Source organism: Bifidobacterium santillanense (genome assembly GCF_018555385.1).
Classification (GTDB): Bacteria; Actinomycetota; Actinomycetes; order Actinomycetales; family Bifidobacteriaceae; genus Bifidobacterium; species Bifidobacterium santillanense.
Genome location: NZ_JAFEJS010000008.1, coordinates 64,449 through 83,356, shown reverse-complemented (window position 1 = coordinate 83,356; position 18,908 = coordinate 64,449). Strand labels below are relative to the sequence as shown.

Below are 18,908 nucleotides of genomic sequence, written 5' to 3'. Positions count from 1 at the left end.
TATGACTTCCGCAACCGCGAACGACGTCAACAACAGCGCGACCTCCATCGCGAACGACGTCAAGAAGTCCAACGAGCAGTCGTTGGGCGCGATGCTGGGCAAGAGCCTGCCGGATGCGTTCCGCAAGTTCGACCCGCGCAACATGTGGCACAACCCCGTGATGTTCATCGTGTGGGTGGGCGCCGCGTTCCTGACCCTGCTGGGCGTGTGCCAGCTGTTCGACGCCGCCCTCACCGACGGCGAGCCGGTCTACTTCACCTGGATCGTGGCCATCGTGCTGTGGGCCACCGTGCTGTTCGCCAACCTCGCCGAGGCCGTGGCCGAGGGCCGCGGCAAGGCGCAGGCCGACGCGCTGCGCAAGACTCGCACCACCACGCCCGCCCGTCTGGTCAAGGGCTACGACGAGAAGAACGACCCGGACGTGCGCGCCCCCGAGCGCGGCGAGGGTCCATCCTACATCGAGGAGGTCCCCAGCTCGGACCTGAAGCTCGGCGACGTGGTCGTCGTCTCCGCCGGAGAGCTCATCCCCGGCGACGGCGACATCATCTCCGGCATCGCCTCCGTGGACGAATCCGCCATCACCGGCGAATCCGCGCCCGTCATCCGCGAATCCGGCGGCGACCGCTCCTCGGTGACCGGCGGCACCCGCGTGCTCTCCGACCGCATCGTGGTGCGCATCACCCAGAAGCCCGGCGAAAGCTTCGTGGACAAGATGATCGCCTTGGTCGAAGGCGCCAACCGCCAGAAGACCCCGAACGAGATCGCCCTGGACGTGCTCCTGAGCTCCCTGACCATCATCTTCCTCGTGGTGGTGCTGTGCATCAACCCGCAGGCCTCCGCGGTGGGCGCCTCCGTGAGCCTGACGGTGCTGGTCGCCCTGCTCGTCTGTCTCATCCCGACCACCATCGGCGCCCTGCTGTCCGCCATCGGCATCGCCGGCATGGACCGTCTGGTGCAACGCAACGTGCTCGCCACCTCCGGCCGCGCCATCGAGGCGGCCGGCGACGTGACCACGCTGCTGCTCGACAAGACCGGCACCATCACCTACGGCAACCGCCAGGCCTCCGAATTCCACGCCCTGCCCGGCGTCGACCACGACGACATCGTCAAGGCGGCCGCGTTGAGCTCGCTGGCCGATGCCACGCCCGAAGGCCAGTCGATCGTGGCGCTTGCCAAGTCCGACGGCTTCGACGTGGACGAGGTGCCGGGAGCCGTGGCCGTGCCGTTCACCGCCGAGACCCGTATGTCCGGACTCGACCTGCCGAACGGCGACCGTATCCGCAAGGGCGCCACCTCCGCCGTCGAGGCATGGATCGACAGGGAAGGCGGTGCCATGACCACCGAGGTGAGGGACGCCCTGCACGATCGCGTGGCCGCCATCTCCGGCCAGGGCGGCACGCCGCTGGTCGTCGCCGAGCAGTATGCCAACGGCGAGGCCAAGGTGCTCGGCGTCGTCCAGCTCAAGGACGTCGTCAAGAAGGGCCTGAAGGAGCGTTTCGCCGACCTTCGCAAGATGGGCATCCGCACCGTCATGGTCACCGGCGACAACCCGCTCACGGCCAAGGCCATCGCCAAGGAGGCCGGCGTGGACGACTTCATCGCCGAGGCCAAGCCCGAGGACAAGCTCGCCTACATCAAGAAGGAGCAGGCCAAGGGCCAGCTCGTCGCCATGACCGGCGACGGCACCAACGACGCCCCGGCCCTCGCCCAGTCCGATGTCGGCGTGGCCATGAACTCCGGCACCTCGGCGGCCAAGGAGGCCGGCAACATGGTCGACCTCGACTCCGATCCGACCAAGCTCATCGACATCGTGGCCATCGGCAAGCAGCTGCTCATCACGCGCGGCGCCCTGACCACCTTCTCCATCGCCAACGACGTGGCCAAGTACTTCGCCATCATCCCGGCCATGTTCATGGAGAAGTTCCCGGGACTCGGCCTGCTCAACATCATGGGTCTGCACAGCTCGCTGTCCGCCGTGCTCTCCGCGATCATCTTCAACGCGATCATCATCGTGCTGCTCATCCCGCTGGCCCTCAAGGGTGTCAAGTACCGCGCCGAGGCCAGCGAGAAGATCCTGGGCCGCAATCTCAGGGTCTACGGTCTGGGCGGCATCATCGCGCCGTTCATCGGCATCTGGATCATCGACCTGTTCGTCCGTCTGATCCCGGGCTTCTGATCCGAGGATCGACTAGGAAAGAGTGATTGTCATGAAGAATACCATTTCGCTGAACCTGCGCGCCTACTGGGCCGGGCTCAAGGCGGTGATCGTCTTCACCGTCATCGTGATCGTCTACACGTTCGCGATGACCGGCATCGGCCAGCTGGGCATGCCCGACAAGGCCAACGGCTCGATGATCGCCAACGCGCAGGGCGAGGTCGTCGGCTCGTCGCTGATCGGCCAGTCCTTCACGGACGCCAACGGCGACGCGCTGCCGCAGTACTTCCAGTCCCGCCCGTCGGCCGCATCCGACCCGAACAAGGACGAGGACAGCCAGGGCTACTACGCGGCCGCGTCCGCCGGCACCAACAAGGGCCACGCCGACGCCGATTTCATCAAGTCCACCTCGGAGCTGCGCCAGACCATCGCCAAGCGTGAGGGCGTGAACCCCAAGGACGTGCCGGCCGACGCCCTCACCGCGTCCTCCTCCGGGCTCGACCCGGAGATCAGCCCCGAATACGCGGCCATCCAGGTCAAGCGCGTGGCCAAGGAACGCGGGTTGAGCGAGGAGCAGGTCGAGAATCTGGTCAGGAAGTGCACCACCGGTCGTGGGCTCGGGTTCATCGCCGAACCCACGGTGAACGTGGTCCGGCTCAATCTGGCGCTTGACGAGCTCAGGTGAGTCGGCACGCGGTCCGTCGGCGATTCGGCTGACGCGTTGTCGTCGATCGCCGTGGCGGGCCGCGGCCGGCCGCCAGGGGTGGTGATGCGGGGTATTCGCGTCACCACCCCTGACGGCGTTTATCGTATACAGTCGTATTGGAATGTCTGGGAATACAGGGGCTGATGATATGGCACAGGCACGAGGAACGTTCAGGGTGCTGCTGGGCGCCGCGCCAGGCGTGGGCAAGACGTGCGCGATGCTCAGGGAGGGGCATCGCCTGCAGGAGGACGGCAAGGACGTGGTCATCGCCCTGTTGGAGACCCACGGGCGCGCCGCCACGGCCAAGGCCGCCGAAGGGCTCGAGATGATGCCGCGGCGCCGGCTGCGCTACCGTGGCATGTGGCTCGAGGAGATGGACCTGTTCAAGATCATCGAACGGCATCCGCAGGTGGCGCTCGTCGACGAGCTCGCCCACACCAACGCGCCCGGATCGGTGCACAAGAAGCGCTGGCAGGATGTCTTGGACCTGCTCGATGCCGGCATCGACGTGATCACCACCATCAACGTGCAGCACATCGAATCGCTCAATGACGTGGTGCGCGAGATCACCGGCAGCACGCAGAAGGAGACCGTGCCGGACAAGGTGCTGCGCTCCGCCTCCCAGGTCGAGCTGGTAGATCTGCCGCCCGAGGGCCTTCGCGAGCGTTTGGCCGCCGGATTCGTCTACAAGCCCGACCGCGTGGATGCGGCCCTGAGCAACTACTTCCGCGTCGGCAACCTCACCGCCCTGCGCGAGCTGGCCCTGCTTTGGCTGGCCGGGCGCGTGGACGAGGCGCTCAAGGCCTACCGCGAGGAGCACCACATCAACGCCAAATGGGAGACGCGCGAGCGTGTGATCGTTGCGCTGTCCGGCGGGCCCGAAGGCGAGCAGCTGCTGCGGCGCGGGGCCCGTGTGGCCCGGGCGTCCGGTGGAGGCGACCTCATCGCCGTGCACGTCACCCCCGAGGACGGGCTGGCCGGCTCCAACCCCGCCCTGCTCATCAAGCAGCGCGAGCTCGTCGAGGAGCTGGGCGGCACCTATCATCAGATCGTCGGCGAGGACATCTCGGAGGCCCTGCTCGACTATGCGCATGCGAACAACGCCACGCAGGTGATCGTCGGCGTCTCCCGGCGCAACGCGCTTTCGCGTTGGCTGGGCCGGCCCTCCACGCCCAACGGCATCATCGAGAAATCCGGGGACATCGACGTCCATATCGTCACGCACTCGTTCGTCAACAAGGGCTTCAGGATGCCCTCCTCGAACAGGCATCCGATCGCGTGGAGGCGCAGGGCGGCCGGGTTCGCGTTCGCCATGCTGTCCGTGCTGCTCACCGGCTGGATGCTGTACCGGTTCAGCGCGCCCGCCTATGCGCAGCGCGACGCCCTGGTGCTGCAGATGCTGGTGGTGGTCTCCGCCGTGATCGGCGGGCTTATGCCCGCCATGGTGTGTGCGGTGCTTTCCGGACTGGTGCTGGACCTGCTCTACACGGTGCCCATAGGCGCCTTCCACGTGGTGCGCGCCTCGGACATGGTGACCATCGTGCTCTACGTGCTCGTGGGCATCATCGTCTCCGCGGTGGTGGACCGCGCCGACACCATCGCGCGGCAGGCCCAGCGTGCCAGCGCCGAATCGGAGATCCTGGCCAGCGTGGCCGGGGCGGTGCTGCGCAGCGACGATCCGCTCCAGGCCATCGTGCACCGCACCCGCGAGGCGTTCGGCTTCTCCTGCGTGCGCGTCGTGCAGGGCGGTCACATCATCATCTCGGACGGCGAGCCGGGTACGAAGACGGATTCCGCCACCGACGGAGGCGGAGACGTGGCCGCCTCGGTCGCGGAGCCGGAGACCATAGCCATGTCGGACGCCGGGCCGGAACTCAAGCTGTACGGCAAGCCCGTCGAGGCGTTGGACCAGCGCATGCTGCTGGCCATCCTCTCACAGATCCAGACCGTGCTCGAGCACAAGGATCTGGAGCGCAAGGCCAGAGAGATCGGCCCGCTCGCCGCCGCCGAGAAGGTGCGCACCGGCCTGCTCAACGCGGTCAGCCATGACCTGCGCCGTCCGCTTGCCTCGGCCACCGCCGCCGTCTCCGGCCTGCAGCGCATGGGCGACACGATGAGCGCGCGGGACCGCAAGGAACTGCTCAACGTGGCCTCCAACGGTCTGAAGCAGCTCACCAAACTCGTCACCGACCTGCTCGACGTCTCGCGCATCCGCGAGGGTGCGCTGCCGCTGTCGCTGGTGGCCACGGACGTGGGAGAGGAGATCATCCCGCTGTTCGACGAACTCGGCATCGGGCCGTGGTCCATCGACCTGGACATCGCCCCCGACCTGCCGCTGGTCGTGGCCGACCCGGCCCTGCTCCGCCGCGCGCTGTCGAACGTGCTGGTCAACGCGATGCGGTTCACCCCGTCCTCCAAGCGGGTACGGCTGTCCGCCTCCTCGTTCAACGGCATGGTCGAGATCCGCGTGGCCGATCAGGGCCCCGGCGTGCCCGACTCGCGCAAGAACGACATCTTCCTGCCGTTCCACCGGCTCGGCGACACGGACAACACCACCGGTCTGGGTCTGGGCATGGCGCTGTCGAAGGGGTTCGTCGAATCGATGGGCGGTTCGATCAGTCCCGAGGACACGCCGGGCGGCGGCCTGACCATCGTGATCACCCTGCGCGTGGCCGACCAGAAGCTGCGCGCCGGACAGCCGATTCCGGCCGGCGACCGGCCCAATCCGGCCGACATCCTTGCCAAGGACACGCTGAACGTGTCGGGGGCCATGTCCGATGTGATCCTGCCGCTGCCGGGCAGTGGGCAGTCCGACGAGCGCGGGCTCGACCGGTTCATCAACTACGGCATCATGCGCGGCGGCAAGGATGCGGGGGATGCGGACGCCGACGATTCCGGCTCCCCGGCCGACGGCGACGCCGGGGCGGGTGCGGAGTCGGCGTCGGGCTCCGATTCCGCACCCGACGAGCGGCGGGACGCTGCGGACGCGGATGTTGACGAACAGCGCTACGACGGCGTTTCCGCAGACGGCCTGCGGTCTGGCGAGGAGCCGGCCTTGATGGATGTCGTCGACGCCGGCACCGGTGATAGAACGACGGGCATGGGCCCGTCGATGACGGATTCGGGAGAGGAGGCACGCCGATGAAGATTCTGGTGGCGGACGACGATCCGCAGTTTCTCAAGGCGTTGAAGATCACCCTGCACTCGCAGGGCTACGACATCGTCACCGCGCGTGACGGCGTCGAATGCATCACGGCGGCGGTCGAGGAGCATCCCGACCTGTTCGTGCTGGATCTCGGCATGCCAAGGATGGACGGCATGGGCGTGATCCAGGGCGTGCGCGGCTGGACCGAGGCGCCGATCCTGGTGGTGTCCGGGCGCACCGACGCGCGTGAGAAGGTGGCGGCGTTGGACGCGGGCGCCGACGACTATGTGACCAAGCCCGTGTCCATCGACGAGCTGCTGGCCCGCATCCGCGCCCTGCTGCGCCGGGTTTCGCAGGAGAACTCAGCGGAAAGCGAGACGCCGCTGATGCGGTTCGGCGACGTGACCGTGGACCTCAACGCGCACGCCGTGTTCCGCGGGGGAGCGGGACGCGAGATTCGCGTGCGGCTCACACCCACCGAGTGGAAGGTGCTCGAAGTGCTGGTGCGCAATGCCGGCAAGCTCGTGACCCGTCAGGACCTGCTCACCTCGATCTGGGGGGCGCAGCACGTCAAGGACACTGGTTATCTGCGACTGTATGTTTCGCAGCTGCGCAAGAAGATCGAGCCGGACCCCGCGCGGCCCAGATACCTGAGGACGGAGACCGGCATGGGCTACCGTCTCGACATCGAGGGCGGGCCGGAGGCCTGAGACGCGGGTGCGGTTGCGCTCCGCTGGACCCCGGTCGGGCCCCCATGCGACGGCCATCACGCGATGACGTCGGCGGTGGCCTCAGGGATGGCGCGAATCACGTCGCCCGCCACGATGGGGTGGCCAAGCGTCATGACCCGCTGACGGCGGCCGTGCCCCACCAGCTCGGGCTCCTGCCAGCCCTGCTGCTCGGATTCCGAGGCGATCGCCGCGGCCATGCCATGCAGGTAGGCGGCGGACGCCACCGTCTCGGCCGTGGTGATCTCGGCACCCTGCTGCGCCAGCAGTGCGCCGGCGAGCCCGGCAAGCACGTCGCCGACGCCGGCGGTGGCCCGCCATGTGGGGGCGCTGCCGGAGACATAGACGTGGTCCTCATCCACGACGATGGTCACCGCGCCCTTGAGCAGCACCGTCGCGCCGGTCAGCTCGTGCGCGTGGCGTGTACTGGCGAGCGGCTGGGACACCACATCCTGCGCGGTGAACCGTGACGAATCGGTGGAGCCGGCGTGACGCGGCCGGCCGGTCCGCTCCGGTGCCGCGGCGATCGCGTCCGTCCCGTCCCGGCCGTCCGTCGGTGCGTCGGTCCCCAACGCACCGGATTCGGCGGTGCCGGCGTCGGCGCGGACGGCGGCACCATCGGAAGCGGGGCCGGCAGGGGCGTCCTCCGTCGTCTCATCGGCCTGAGCGGCGCCCGACCTCGGCGACGAATCGGCCTCGAGCCGGTTGAGCAGCGCCGCCATCTCGCCGGCGTGCGGCGTGATCACCACCTGACCGGGCACAGATAACGCCCGAATTCTTGCGCACTTTGGTCTGGCCTTGAGATAGGGGCATGGCCCGTGTCCTGTGTACGTTTTTCTGTCGCCAAACAAGATGAACCGCGATTGGAAAGCAGGACACGAAGCCATGTCACATCGGATGTATAAAGATTGACCATGCAGGGTGCCCATCCGTGTCACAGCCGACGTATGGAATCGCGCATCACCGGAGGACAGTCGATGCGGATGGTTCTCGAAAATCCCGCACGATCGGGGGATTCTACGTCTTCCAGCAGCATCTTCACCCCGACCACGCCAAGCTCATAATGAGGCAGTTGCACCGTTGACAACGGCGGCGACATATGCGCGGCAATGACCTCCTGGTTGTCGAACCCGACCACTGAAAGATCATCGGGGATCCGCAGACCACGATCACGCAACGCATCGTATAATCCCATGGCCACACGGTCATTATGACAGCACACACCGGTCGCCCCGGTCTGCACCACCTGCTCGGCGATTCGCATGCCGCCTTCTTGATACGGCATGGTGTCGAACATCAGACTCTCGTCCGCGGGGATGCCAGCCTCCTCAAGTGCCGCAAGATATCCGGCGCGTCGCCCCGTTCGGGCGGGTGAGATGCTGGTCGAATTCACAAAGGCGATTCGCCGATGCCCGGCATCGATCAGCATCTGCGCCGCGGCCTTGCCGCCACGGAATTCATCCGGGACCACCGCCGTGACCTCGCTGTTCGGATCGCTGCAATTCACCAGTACCGTGGTGACCTGCGTCAGCTCCGGCGGCATGGTGATCTCATGGTGGTACCACGTCGAGTAGATGACACCGCTGACGTTGTGCTCCATGAATTCCTCGATGGCACGACGCTCAAGGTCACGGTCGCCCTCGGTGTTGGCGATCAACAGTACATATCCACGCTTCCAGGCCTCTTCCTGAGCGCCATGGATGATCTGTCCCGCGAACGGTGTCGTCGCGATGGAATCCGCCACCAGACCGATGAAATTCGATCGTCCGCGAGCCAGTCCCTGCGCCAGGGTGTTCGGCCGATATCCCAACTCATCGATGGCCTTGAGCACTCGGGCGCGCGCGTCCTTGCCGATGCGCGCGCCCGGCTTATGGTTCATGACCAACGACACCGTGGATACCGAGGTTCCGGCCGCCGCGGCCACATCCTTCAACGTCACGGAGGAACGTTTCCCGTTCTTCCGCTCCCGCGAGTTCTCAGATGCGGGGTCTGCTATTCGCTGCACTGCCATCGATCATCCCTTGGTCGCGCCACCTTCCAGGCCTTGGATCATAGCCTTGTTCAAGACCAGGAACACCAACATCAATGGTGTAATTGTGACACAAACGGCGGCAAAAGTAGCAGTCCAGTCCGTGTTGCCCATCGCCCCGATGTAGTTCTGCAAGCCAAGCGGAATGGTCTTCAGATCATCGGTTAGCACGAAGGTGTTCGCGAAGATGAATTCATTCCAGATGAAGATGCTGTTGACCAGCACCACCGTCACGATCGTGTTGAGCGACAGTGGCAGTGTGATCTGCGCGAAGATGCGGTACGGGCCGGCGCCGTCGATCGATGCGGCCTCATAGGTCTCCGAGGGAATGTACTGGTAGAACGAGCTGAACAGGAACACCGACATCGGTATCGAGAAACCGGCCAGCGGGATGATCATCGACCAATACGTATCCAGTAGACCGACCTGCGAATAATCGATGAACAACGGCACCAGCGAGATCTGCACGGGCACGATGATGCCCATCATGAAGATCATGCGGATAATCTTGCCGCCCTTGAATCGCAGCACTTGCAAAGCGTATGCCGCCATCATGCCGAGAATCACGATGAAGAAGTTCGAGCCGAAGGTCACGATGACGCTGTTCAGGATATACCGACCAAGGTTTCCCGATTCAAAGGCACGTGCATAATTATCGAGCGTGAACTGCTGCGGTATGCCGAACGGATCCCCCGCAGCGAAATCATGCTCCGTGCGCACGCTGGTGATGAACAGCCATAGCAGCGGATACACCTGAATTACCATGATGATCGCGATCAGCACCCACGTGATAATACGATGCACCGTGATACGCCGATGATGCCGATATCCTTCCACGTTATTGAAGGATTGCTTATACCAGGATCTCATGCTCGGCAACGATTCCACACCCGTCATTCGTCCACCTTCCTTTTCATCAGTCCGAAGATCAATCCGACCGCGACCAGGCATTCGACCACGATGAACACCGACATCGCGCTGGCATACCCGTAATTCGTGTTCGTGAACGCGGTACGGTACATGTACGTGGTCACGAGCTGCCCATGGCGGCCATTCGACAGCAGGTAGGGGATATCGAAGCCACGCAACGCATATGTCACGGCCATGACCACCGTGGTGATCCACACCGGCCGAATGTACGGGAAACGAATCTTGGCGAACAGCTGCCATTCGTTGACACCGTCGAGTTTGGCCGCCTCCTCGATCTCGGCCAGGATCGACATGAACGCGGCGTAGATGATGAGCATGTACAGACCGGAGAACCGCCAGCCTTCCGGGACGGACACTGCCGCAAGCACCGTATGGGTGTCGGACAGCCACGGCCTTGCCAGATCACCAAGCCCGACCACTTGCAGCAACCGGTTCAGTAGGCCCACCGGATCCATCGAATAGATGCGCTGGAACAGGAAACCGATGGCGACGGTCGAGATCACCGCCGGCAACAGGTACAGCGTCTTGATGACTTCACGGCCACGAGTGAGCTGCATGAGCAATGTGGCGACCAGTAATGCGCCACCGAGCTGCAATACCAGACAGATCATCATGTAGATCATGGAGTTGCCGAACGCTTGCCAGAACACCGCGTCACCAGCAAACATCTTGGCATAGTTACCCAGACCGACGAATTGCATGTCGCTGATGCCGTCCCACTCAAAGAAGCTGAGAAACAGCGACTGGATCACCGGCATCAGCACACCGAGGCCATAGAACAGCAACGGCGGCAAAAGGAATATCAACACTGATTTTTTCGAACGATACGGCAGCATGGAGGCTCCTTGCAATCTTGGAAGGCGGCGGGAGATGACCGTTGCAATGGCAGTGCTTTGGGTAACCGGCCATCCCCTGCCGACATATATATTCGCGAGCGTTACTCGGCGAAGGCTTTCGGACCGTTCTCAGCGATGACTCCGTCCATCGTGTCGATGAACTCGTCCACGCTCACATCGCCCTGCACCAGCAGCACCAGTTCCTGCTGGAGTCGGGTGTTCGAGGTCGAGTCAAGCTGAGTGTCCCACGGCATCGCGGTAACATCGCCGACATTGTCCGATTCATCCACCACGCGCTGGTAGAGATCCGTGGCATTGCTTGGCAGCGTGGTGCCATCACCGGTAGTGGGGTTGACCTGGCCGGTGGCTCCATACACCTTCGGGTACTGCTCAAGCGCATACTTCAGGAAGTCGCGAACAAGCGGGTCATATCCCTTGGTGTTGACGGCCATGCCGATACCGGACGGCGCAACATACTCGTTCTGCGTTGTGGCACCTCCATCGGTGACCGGTAGCAGGAAGTAGTCGATCTGATCGCGCACCGAGGCGTCCAAATCTTCGGTGCCCAGCGTCGGCAGATCCCACGAGCCGGTGTTGTAGATCGCCGCTTTACCGGAAGTGAACAGTGCCTGCGCATCCGCATATCCAGTGGAGGAGAAGCCTTCCTGGAAGCAGCCCGACGATCCGAGGTCGGCCATCCATTGCACGGCCTTCCGGCCGGTCTCATCCGACAACTTGGCCTCGCCCTTCTTGAGCTTCTTGATGTAGTCATTGCCACTCTCCCGGAACGGGTAGTAGGCCATGAACCTCTCCAGCGGCCACATATCCTGGCCGTCCATGGTGATCGGAGTGATACCGGCCTTATTGAGCGCGGCACACATCTGAGGTATGTCGTCAAGCGTCTTGGGGATGTCCACTCCCGCCTTGGCGAGCAGCGCCTTGTTGTAGAAGAACACCTCCACCTGAGATTCAAACGGCACCATATACAACGAGCCATCATCAAAACGCTGGTAGTCCAAGGCGGACGTGCGATAGTCATCGTACAGACCCATGTCCTTCAGCATCGCCTCGACGTCCACCATGCTGCCTTTCTTCGCCAGCTTCGCGGCGAACGGCGTGGCATCGATGTCGAAGAGCTCCGGCAACTTGTTGGCGGCGGCAAGCGTCTCCAGTTTCTGGATGTAAGACGGTCGGTCTGGCGTGGTGATGAACTTCAGCTCAAATCCTTCGTGATCCTTCGCGTAGTCCGCGGCGATCTGCTTCATCGCCGTGATCACGCCACCGTCCACCGGGCGGGACAGCAGCCACGATATCTCGTGCGGTTTGATCTCGCCTTCGGGATTCACATCGTCCGGTTTCACTGAGGACGTACTGGTTCCGCACCCGGACAGTACCAGCGCAGCAGCGGCCAATACGGATACGGCCAGCGTTTTCATGGTTCGCATCGTAATCATCTCCATTGATTGATCAGATTTGTTGTTTACGAGTATGTATGTGGTTGGATGTTGTTCGAGACGACCGGTATCGCCTGATGTCTACGTAGGGGTAGCGGCACCTCCCTTTCCAAGGAACGCGGCCATTGCCGGGAACCTTTACTTCGTCTCTTCCGTATTCCTGGTGAGGACCGCGAAATCAGAGAAGCGGGTTACGCCGTCATTGGAGAACACGCCGAACGATGATCCCCATGATGTTTCCAGACGCGTGCTCAACATGACATCCTGATCGAGATTCACTACGCAGATATCATCTTCGATGATGATGTCAAATTCATGCCTTCCCACCGGCAGATCGCACGGTCTTTCCAATTCGACGGCAAAGGGAACATCACCGGAAATCTGCCATTGCTCGCCGCCGGTCCGAGGTCTCGGCCACCGATCCACCACCATACGGCTACGCTTGGGCTCAAACCGGATGATATGGCCAAGGTCGCCGTCCTTGCTGGCCTTCACGATCACTCCGGCATCGGCACGATCCTCGCCGATCTCGAACGTGCCGTGCAGCAACGCGCATCGTGGCACATCGAGGTCGAACATCTTCGCATCATATCCGTCCGAGCGCCCCACGGCATGGTTCCCCACGTCGTTCCACATCAGATCGGAGAAGGCGGACTTGACTTCATGGGGAATACGGAACGACAACGAACCGTCTGCGTTCTGTGTTCCCTCCGACACCGACATGGTGCCGGCCCATTGCCAGGCACCCTCATCGGATTCCCCGATACGGCTGGGGATCCAGCCGAAAAACAATCGTCGACCGTCGCGCTGCGCGGTCTTGGCCGCGTAAAACGCCCGACCGTCCACGCTGTCCTTGCCGCTCGAGGGAGCGACCCACGGCCCTTCCAACGAACGGGACATACGATAACGCGTCGCAAAAGCGTCTGAGAACTCCGAATACACCAGATACCACCAGCCGTTCCAGAAGAACACATCCGGGCATTCCTGCGTAATATATCGACCGGGATCCCATAACGGTTCCGCTATCTCCCAGCGAGACAGATCCTTGGATACGCACTGGGCGACCACGCCGCGCCTTCGATCGGCACCGGACGTATGCCGCGCAGCGAGCACCAGTCGCCAAATCTTCGATTCCTCATCCCAGAACACGAACGGGTCACGCCAGTCGCTCTGCTCATACCCTACGGGAGCGCCGAAGATATCCGCAGGAATCTTATGCCATGTCGCCATGCCGTCTTCACTCACCGCATGCATCACCCGCTGCAGGGGCAGACCGTTGTCACCGCAATGACGTGGATTATGACCGGTATAGAACAGGTGATGACGACCATCATGGTCTTTGACTACGCTGCCGGTATACGCGTTGAAATCCGGATCCTGAGCCGTGCCGTGCACCAAACGATCGCCGCGGTCCTCATAATGCACAAAGTCCTTGGTCGTCACCAATCGCCAGCTCATTCCCTCGCGTGGGGATTCCCTACGCTCATGTAGGTAGAACAGATGGAACTCCTCCCCTTCGCAGTAGGGAATGACGTCGCCCACCCATCCTTCGGCCGGTTTATAGAAGATCGTATTATTCATTTCCTTAGCTCCTTTGCTAAAGCGTTTGATCAATGTGATAGTTATATTAGATCACCAAAAATCAACCTTGTCAACAAGCACATCGTAGGAAATACGACCCTATTGATAAAACGCTTCATCTATAAGCGTTTCGACCCGACACGCCGATGGAAGAGAGTCGCCCATCCTCCTATCGACAAATCATCAAACTGTTTTGACGCTCCTATCAAACCGGTATAACTTAAAAGTTAACGGCACCATTCTGGACGGCAGAGAGTATTCCGGCGGTCGATTGCCACAGGAGAGCATACGCATGGTCAAGGAAGCGAATGCGACTCTGCAATTGGATCTGGGAACACGACTTGATGATCTGTACGATCAGCCTCATAGGGAGATGGACAACGAGAGCGGTACGCTGGTCATCATCCGTGATGCTGATTCCTCGGAATGGCATTTCTTCGAATGTCTGATCTGAAAGGATCTTCCATGAAGTATCTGCTTATCATCGATATGCTGCCCACATACGGGCTATTGTGCTACCTGCTGGTTAGCATTTGCATCACGCTGGCGTTTCGCTGGCTTGCGCATGCGTGCGAAGACCGGCGACGACTGCGTTTCACCGTCATCGCACTGCTGATCGGTTCGTTGCTCGTTGCCCTGCTTGCTGGTTGTGCGTACACCATCGCTATGCCATATGCACAACCGGACATGGTTGATTTCTATCGTGCATACCGTCCCGCCGTGTTGGTGTTCCTCACGGGATTGTTCTGTGTGCAGTCCGTGTTCGGTGTCGCCGCCGTGCAAGCGCCCCGTAAACGACATAATGTCTGAAAGGATTCGAGATATGCTTCTTTGTCTGATCGGTTTATTCCTGCCGATAGTCCGGTGGTGCTTCTCCATGTATGGGTTCGCGAAGAACGGTCAATTGGAGAGGAATTATCAGGTCGGCATCAAGACCCGCTGGACCATCGCCTCGGACGAAACATGGGAATACATACACCGCAAGTATGCGTTCGTGTTCCTCGGCTGTGGTGTTCTGACCACTCTGATGCCATTAGACGTACTGGTCGGCATGATTGCAACCCGTGACATTAATACCATGAACATGATCTGGTGGTGGATGCTTCTTGCACTTGCCGCCATGCTTGTTGCTTGGCTTGTCGCATGCGGCACCATCGCGAATTTCGACGCAAAAAGGCATTACCTGGAATCGAACATATGAAGATATTCAGAAGGAAGGATAGGCATGACGATTCGTATCGCTCCGATCGAACCTCGATGGTTCGAGGAGAAGGCGCAAGTGCAGTCGCAAACATGGCGGGAACTCAACCAGGGCAAGATTCCGCAGGAGATCGTGGATGCCATCACCCCGCAGTTCGCGTTGAAACTCACCGAAGCCCACGCCAAGAACTCCGATCAGGTCACCCTAGTGGCGCTTGGCGACGATCATGTGATCGGGTTCGCGGAACTGCTGCGCACGCCGCGTCCGCCGATCGACCGTCCCGAAGCGGCGGAACTGGCCTCATTGTACGTGTTGCAAGACCGGCATCGGCACGGCGTCGGACGCATGCTAGTCGAAGCGGGCAAACAGGCCACCGGCAATGACCGGCTCGCGTTGTGGGTCGCCGGGTTCAACGCCAATGCGCAGGGCTTCTACCGGCACATCGGCTTCCACGAGACCGGTCTCACCCAAACCGAGGACATGGGACCGGAACTCGAAATGATTAACTACTGACGAACTACTAATGGAACTGTAAACGGCGTCAAGCACATCGGTATGGGACGAGTGGCACAGGGCTCCATCGTTCTTTGACGCAGGCAACTACATCAATATATGAATGGTCCGTTTTCGGAAGGTTCATAATCTCTGCGTGAATCTCCGGCATCGGAATAATCAATAGGATGGCCAAGGATTCCTAGACTTGGCGGTTGTTTATCGCCCGTGGCATGGTTTGCCGATACAACTGATTCCGTGGCAATGACTGCAACAGACTTGGACTGTGATTCTGGCCCGCTTGGAGTCACAGTTGTCTCGGATGTTTGTGGCTTAACGTCATTTGCCTTCGAGTCGGCATCAATCAACGGTTCAAACAATGCGTTGAGTTGCCGCTGCGTGAGCCCGAACCGTTCGCCGATCTCACGGCGCGATACCCCGTAGTCGCGGGTGTAGTCCTGCACGATCGGTCGCGCGGCGTCCAACGCTCTGGTGAAATCGGTGAGTGCATCGTACAGCGCCGCGGTACGATTCTCCCGTTCCTTGAGCTGCGCCCTGTACTCTTCAAGTGATTTGCGTACCCAGTCGGCGCGTTCCTTGCGACGGTTTCCGACGGCCATCCTCGCCTCCTTTGGCTGTGTCGTTATGTTGCAGCGTGATTATCCTTGCGTGACCATCAGCGCTGTGGCGATGCGGTTCAATCGCCGATATCGGCGTTAGGAATCGAGGTTAGTCATGGCGTGTTCAGGTGGTGGTCCCGGATTGATTTTTGAGTCAGGTCGGGGAATAGCAAGCATTGCAACCGTACGTACGGTTGCGCGGATTCCCTTCCGGTCATCCGCTGCGGGACACCCGCGACCCGATAGGCTATGGCCATGAGTTGGCAGGACTCGCATCCCAATCGCTGCCGTCGCAAGACGGTCACGTTTACTCCCGACGAGTGGGCTGAGGCGAATCGTTTCTACCAGCGGGTGAAACGATCACGCGGCGGAGTCCTGTCGTTCTCGGCCCATGCCCGCGCACTGCTGATCGACGCGCATACGGTCATGGTCACGGTCGCATTGGATCCCGGCATGGTTCGCGCGGACATGGCGCGTATCGGCAACAACATCAACCAGATCGCCCATGTGGCGAACGCGACAGGGCTGATCACGAGCGGCGACGTGGCGCGCGTGCTGGACGGCCAGCGCGAGCTGACGGCGTTGCTGCTGCGCATGTGTCGGGAGCGTGACGAAGCGGTGGAGGCGGCGCGATGGCTGTCGTCAACATGAGTCAGATCACCGTCACTCTGCACAAGGCAATCGCTTATATCGCCAATCCCGACAAGACCGAACATGGCGCTTTGGCCTCGGCGAACTTCAGCGATGATGCGACGAATCCCGTGGAGTTGGCGCGGCGCATGATGGCCACGGTCGAACAGTCAGCTGGCGGGAATCGTGCCAACGGCGTGCTTGCGCATCATGTGATTCAATCGTTCAGTCCGGAGGACAGCCGACGCGTGACCGCGCGGGAATTGCATGAGTTGGGTGTGCAGTTCGCCGACGAGTTCACCGGCGGCGAGTACCGGTACGTGATCGCCACGCACGTCGATCGCGGGCACACGCATAACCACATCATCATCTGCGCGACCAGTGACGTGACGTTCCGCAAGATGCGAACCAAACCGGGGGTCACGATAAGCAGACTGCGTGAGATCAGCGACCGGTTGTGCCGGGAAGCCGGACTGGACGTGCTGCCCGAGCTGAAACCTGCGCGAGAGCGGCGCCGTCATGGCGTGAGCTTCGCGGAACTGTATGCGTCGGCGAAGGGCGACGCGATCAAGGATCGTATTCGCGCCGCGATCGATACGGCCGCAGGCGCCTCCACCGATTTCGATTCGTTCGTACGCGAGTTGGACAGCGCCGGCGTGATGGTCGTCGTGCGCGGCCGGCACTTGACGTTTACGGACATGGCGAGCGGACTGCGGGTGCGCGACGTGAAATTGGGACGCGCCTACGACGAGCTGAACATCATGGCCCGCATCGGCCGGCATACGGTCATGCCGATCAGTTTCAACCGGCGGATGATCGCCGAACGAACCGGCAATGCGATGCGAGTGTGGCTGCCCGGCACGAGACGGCGACTGCTGATTACGATTCCGTTGACGCGGATCGTGCGCGACGGGGACACGTATCGCGCGTACCTGCCGGCGGCGTCGCTGCAGGTCATCACGGGACGGCGAGGCCGTTACGCCAAGCAGGTGCGTGCGGAGGACCTGTACGGGTACTTCTCCCGCCCGCCCACACGGCTGGAGTCCGCTGTGCATGAGCGGATGACGGTCGCGATCGGCAAATCGGATGCGCAGCGCCGCTGGTATGCGATGCAGGCGCGACGACTCGATGAGCTGAACCGGCTGGCGGACGAGTTGAATACGGCTGGCCGGCTTGCCGCCAGTGGCGCCGCGGTGGATGATGCGATCGCCGAAACGACGCGGCGCATCGAGGCGGAGCGGGAAGCGTTTCAGGCGGCGTTGGTCGCAGCTTGCGACACGGACGAAACGGACGGTGACGGGCCGCTGTCTGACGATGCGGCAGTCGAACTGCGGGAGCGTGAACGCAGACTCGACGAGTTGGCCCGCGAACTGGACACGTTACGTCGCGTACGCGCTCAGGCTCAGCATGTCAAGCAGCGGCGGCACATCCGCCGACCCGAATAGACGACGGTTCATACATGGAAAGGATTAACGATGATCGAGGAACGATTGGAAGACACCGGCCGGCAGATTGCTATGGGAGTCGGCCGCGCCGGTGGCGGTTTCGCACTGCAGGTCGGAGAGAAGACCGCCGGCTGGTTTCTGCGATTGGGCGGGCGCGGCTTGTCGGCGATGCGTGGCGTGATACGGAGAGGCCGCGATACCGGGCGGATGAGCGAGAAACGATTGCAGCGCCTGGCCGGCGGTGACGTTCATGCGATCGAGTTGGAGCGGCATCAGGTACGTGCGGTGGTGCACAGTCTGCGTCGCGCGGGCGTGCGGTATTCAGTGGAGAGTGATAGCCAGTCAACGTGGATTCATTTCGAGGGACGTGATCTCGATCATGTGACGCACTCGGTGCGGCGGGCGCTGCAGGATGTCGGCTATGAACTGCGGATCGACGGCCGGCAGCCGGCCGAGCGGCGCGGAAGCGAGAACACTCAGCCGCAGCAGGCAACGGAACCGGACCGGGGCGAACCACAGGAGCCCGCACCGGTGAAACCCGAACAATCATCACCAACACGTCCCGATGCCGCTCAGTCAGGATCGCGTATCCCGACCGCAACGGCCGAGCAGCGCGACGAGGCATCCCCGGCAGTCGCGGCGGAACAATCCGCACGGCCGATATCGGACGATGAGCAGCCGCCGCAATCCCCGGTCGTATCATCACCGGCTGCACATGGCGAGACTGAGACCGTTGCCGATGAGGCCAATCGCCAGACCGTGGCAGAACCTGCTCCATCGGAGCCGCGTGCGCCGGTTTCGCCGAAACCGACGGCGCGATGTGGGGAACGGAAAGTCAGCCGGCGTGACACGCTCGCGGAACTCCGTGCACGGATCGAACGCAAGCTCACCGGCAAGCCGGTGCAACCGGTTGCAACGCGGAAACCCGGCCGCCCTCGGACCAGATAGGAGTTTTC

The 18,908-nt window shown here is 62.2% G+C and carries 17 protein-coding genes and 1 pseudogene; 11 read left to right on the top strand and 7 right to left on the bottom strand.

Annotation, left to right across the window (positions count from 1 at the left end):
- The first annotated feature begins 1 nt into the window (after position 1).
- From kdpB to JS528_RS08115, 4 genes are all read left to right on the top strand, one after another.
- Positions 2-2,176: a potassium-transporting ATPase subunit KdpB gene (gene kdpB / locus JS528_RS08130; protein WP_214358572.1), complete on the top strand. Its 2,175-nt coding sequence runs from the start codon at positions 2-4 to the stop codon at positions 2,174-2,176.
- Between the two features lie 31 nt (positions 2,177-2,207).
- Positions 2,208-2,840 (top strand): K(+)-transporting ATPase subunit C, encoded by a 633-nt coding sequence (kdpC, locus tag JS528_RS08125; protein WP_214358571.1) that lies wholly within the window; start codon positions 2,208-2,210, stop codon positions 2,838-2,840.
- Positions 2,841-3,009: 169 nt separating this feature from the next.
- Entirely contained in the window at positions 3,010-6,006 is a 2,997-nt protein-coding gene (locus JS528_RS08120; protein WP_214358570.1) for an ATP-binding protein, read from the top strand.
- The gene (locus tag JS528_RS08115) at positions 6,003-6,716 is read left to right on the top strand and encodes a response regulator (protein ID WP_214358569.1); all 714 of its coding nucleotides are present in this window, start codon (positions 6,003-6,005) and stop codon (positions 6,714-6,716) included. The genes JS528_RS08120 and JS528_RS08115 overlap by 4 nt, the downstream gene beginning before the upstream one ends.
- A gap of 56 nt (positions 6,717-6,772) precedes the next feature.
- Here JS528_RS08115 and JS528_RS11895 read toward each other — a convergent pair.
- The 6 genes and pseudogenes from JS528_RS11895 to JS528_RS08085 all read right to left on the bottom strand — a co-directional run.
- Positions 6,773-7,495, bottom strand: a pseudogene (locus tag JS528_RS11895) (NAD(P)H-hydrate dehydratase); the annotation flags it as partial.
- A gap of 173 nt (positions 7,496-7,668) precedes the next feature.
- Entirely contained in the window at positions 7,669-8,745 is a 1,077-nt protein-coding gene (locus JS528_RS08105) for a LacI family DNA-binding transcriptional regulator (RefSeq protein ID WP_214358568.1), read from the bottom strand.
- 3 nt (positions 8,746-8,748) lie between these two features.
- Positions 8,749-9,546 (bottom strand): carbohydrate ABC transporter permease, encoded by a 798-nt coding sequence (locus tag JS528_RS08100; RefSeq protein WP_214358567.1) that lies wholly within the window; start codon positions 9,544-9,546, stop codon positions 8,749-8,751.
- Between the two features lie 110 nt (positions 9,547-9,656).
- Positions 9,657-10,529: a carbohydrate ABC transporter permease gene (locus tag JS528_RS08095; protein WP_214358566.1), complete on the bottom strand. Its 873-nt coding sequence runs from the start codon at positions 10,527-10,529 to the stop codon at positions 9,657-9,659.
- 101 nt (positions 10,530-10,630) lie between these two features.
- The gene (locus JS528_RS08090) at positions 10,631-11,965 is read right to left on the bottom strand and encodes an ABC transporter substrate-binding protein (protein ID WP_214358565.1); all 1,335 of its coding nucleotides are present in this window, start codon (positions 11,963-11,965) and stop codon (positions 10,631-10,633) included.
- A 156-nt stretch (positions 11,966-12,121) separates the two neighbouring features.
- On the bottom strand, positions 12,122-13,564 hold the full coding sequence (locus JS528_RS08085) for a glycoside hydrolase family 32 protein (RefSeq protein ID WP_214358564.1): 1,443 nt from the start codon (positions 13,562-13,564) through the stop codon (positions 12,122-12,124).
- Between the two features lie 292 nt (positions 13,565-13,856).
- Here JS528_RS08085 and JS528_RS11615 point away from each other — a divergent pair, with 292 nt between their 5' ends.
- Genes JS528_RS11615 through JS528_RS08065 form a run of 4 tightly spaced genes read left to right on the top strand, consistent with a single transcriptional unit; the run spans position 13,857 to position 15,278 of the window.
- Positions 13,857-14,018: a hypothetical protein gene (locus JS528_RS11615; protein WP_240541024.1), complete on the top strand. Its 162-nt coding sequence runs from the start codon at positions 13,857-13,859 to the stop codon at positions 14,016-14,018.
- An 11-nt stretch (positions 14,019-14,029) separates the two neighbouring features.
- Complete coding sequence (locus JS528_RS08075) at positions 14,030-14,374, top strand: hypothetical protein (RefSeq protein WP_214358562.1); 345 nt, start codon at positions 14,030-14,032, stop codon at positions 14,372-14,374.
- A 13-nt stretch (positions 14,375-14,387) separates the two neighbouring features.
- Entirely contained in the window at positions 14,388-14,765 is a 378-nt protein-coding gene (locus JS528_RS08070; RefSeq protein WP_214358561.1) for an SdpI family protein, read from the top strand.
- Between the two features lie 24 nt (positions 14,766-14,789).
- The gene (locus JS528_RS08065) at positions 14,790-15,278 is read left to right on the top strand and encodes a GNAT family N-acetyltransferase (protein WP_214358560.1); all 489 of its coding nucleotides are present in this window, start codon (positions 14,790-14,792) and stop codon (positions 15,276-15,278) included.
- Positions 15,279-15,370: 92 nt separating this feature from the next.
- Here JS528_RS08065 and JS528_RS08060 read toward each other — a convergent pair whose 3' ends face one another.
- A complete protein-coding gene (locus JS528_RS08060) occupies positions 15,371-15,877 on the bottom strand; it encodes a hypothetical protein (protein WP_214358559.1) in 507 nt (168 codons plus the stop codon).
- 255 nt (positions 15,878-16,132) lie between these two features.
- On the opposite strand from JS528_RS08060, the gene JS528_RS08055 reads away from it, so the two are divergent.
- Genes JS528_RS08055 through JS528_RS08045 form a run of 3 tightly spaced genes read left to right on the top strand, consistent with a single transcriptional unit; the run spans position 16,133 to position 18,900 of the window.
- Positions 16,133-16,528, top strand: coding sequence for a MobC family plasmid mobilization relaxosome protein (locus JS528_RS08055; RefSeq protein WP_214358558.1), 396 nt, complete (start codon positions 16,133-16,135; stop codon positions 16,526-16,528).
- Positions 16,510-17,952: a relaxase/mobilization nuclease domain-containing protein gene (locus JS528_RS08050; protein WP_214358557.1), complete on the top strand. Its 1,443-nt coding sequence runs from the start codon at positions 16,510-16,512 to the stop codon at positions 17,950-17,952. The genes JS528_RS08055 and JS528_RS08050 overlap by 19 nt, the downstream gene beginning before the upstream one ends.
- 30 nt (positions 17,953-17,982) lie before the next feature.
- A complete protein-coding gene (locus JS528_RS08045; protein WP_214358556.1) occupies positions 17,983-18,900 on the top strand; it encodes a DUF3801 domain-containing protein in 918 nt (305 codons plus the stop codon).
- Positions 18,901-18,908 lie beyond the last annotated feature (8 nt).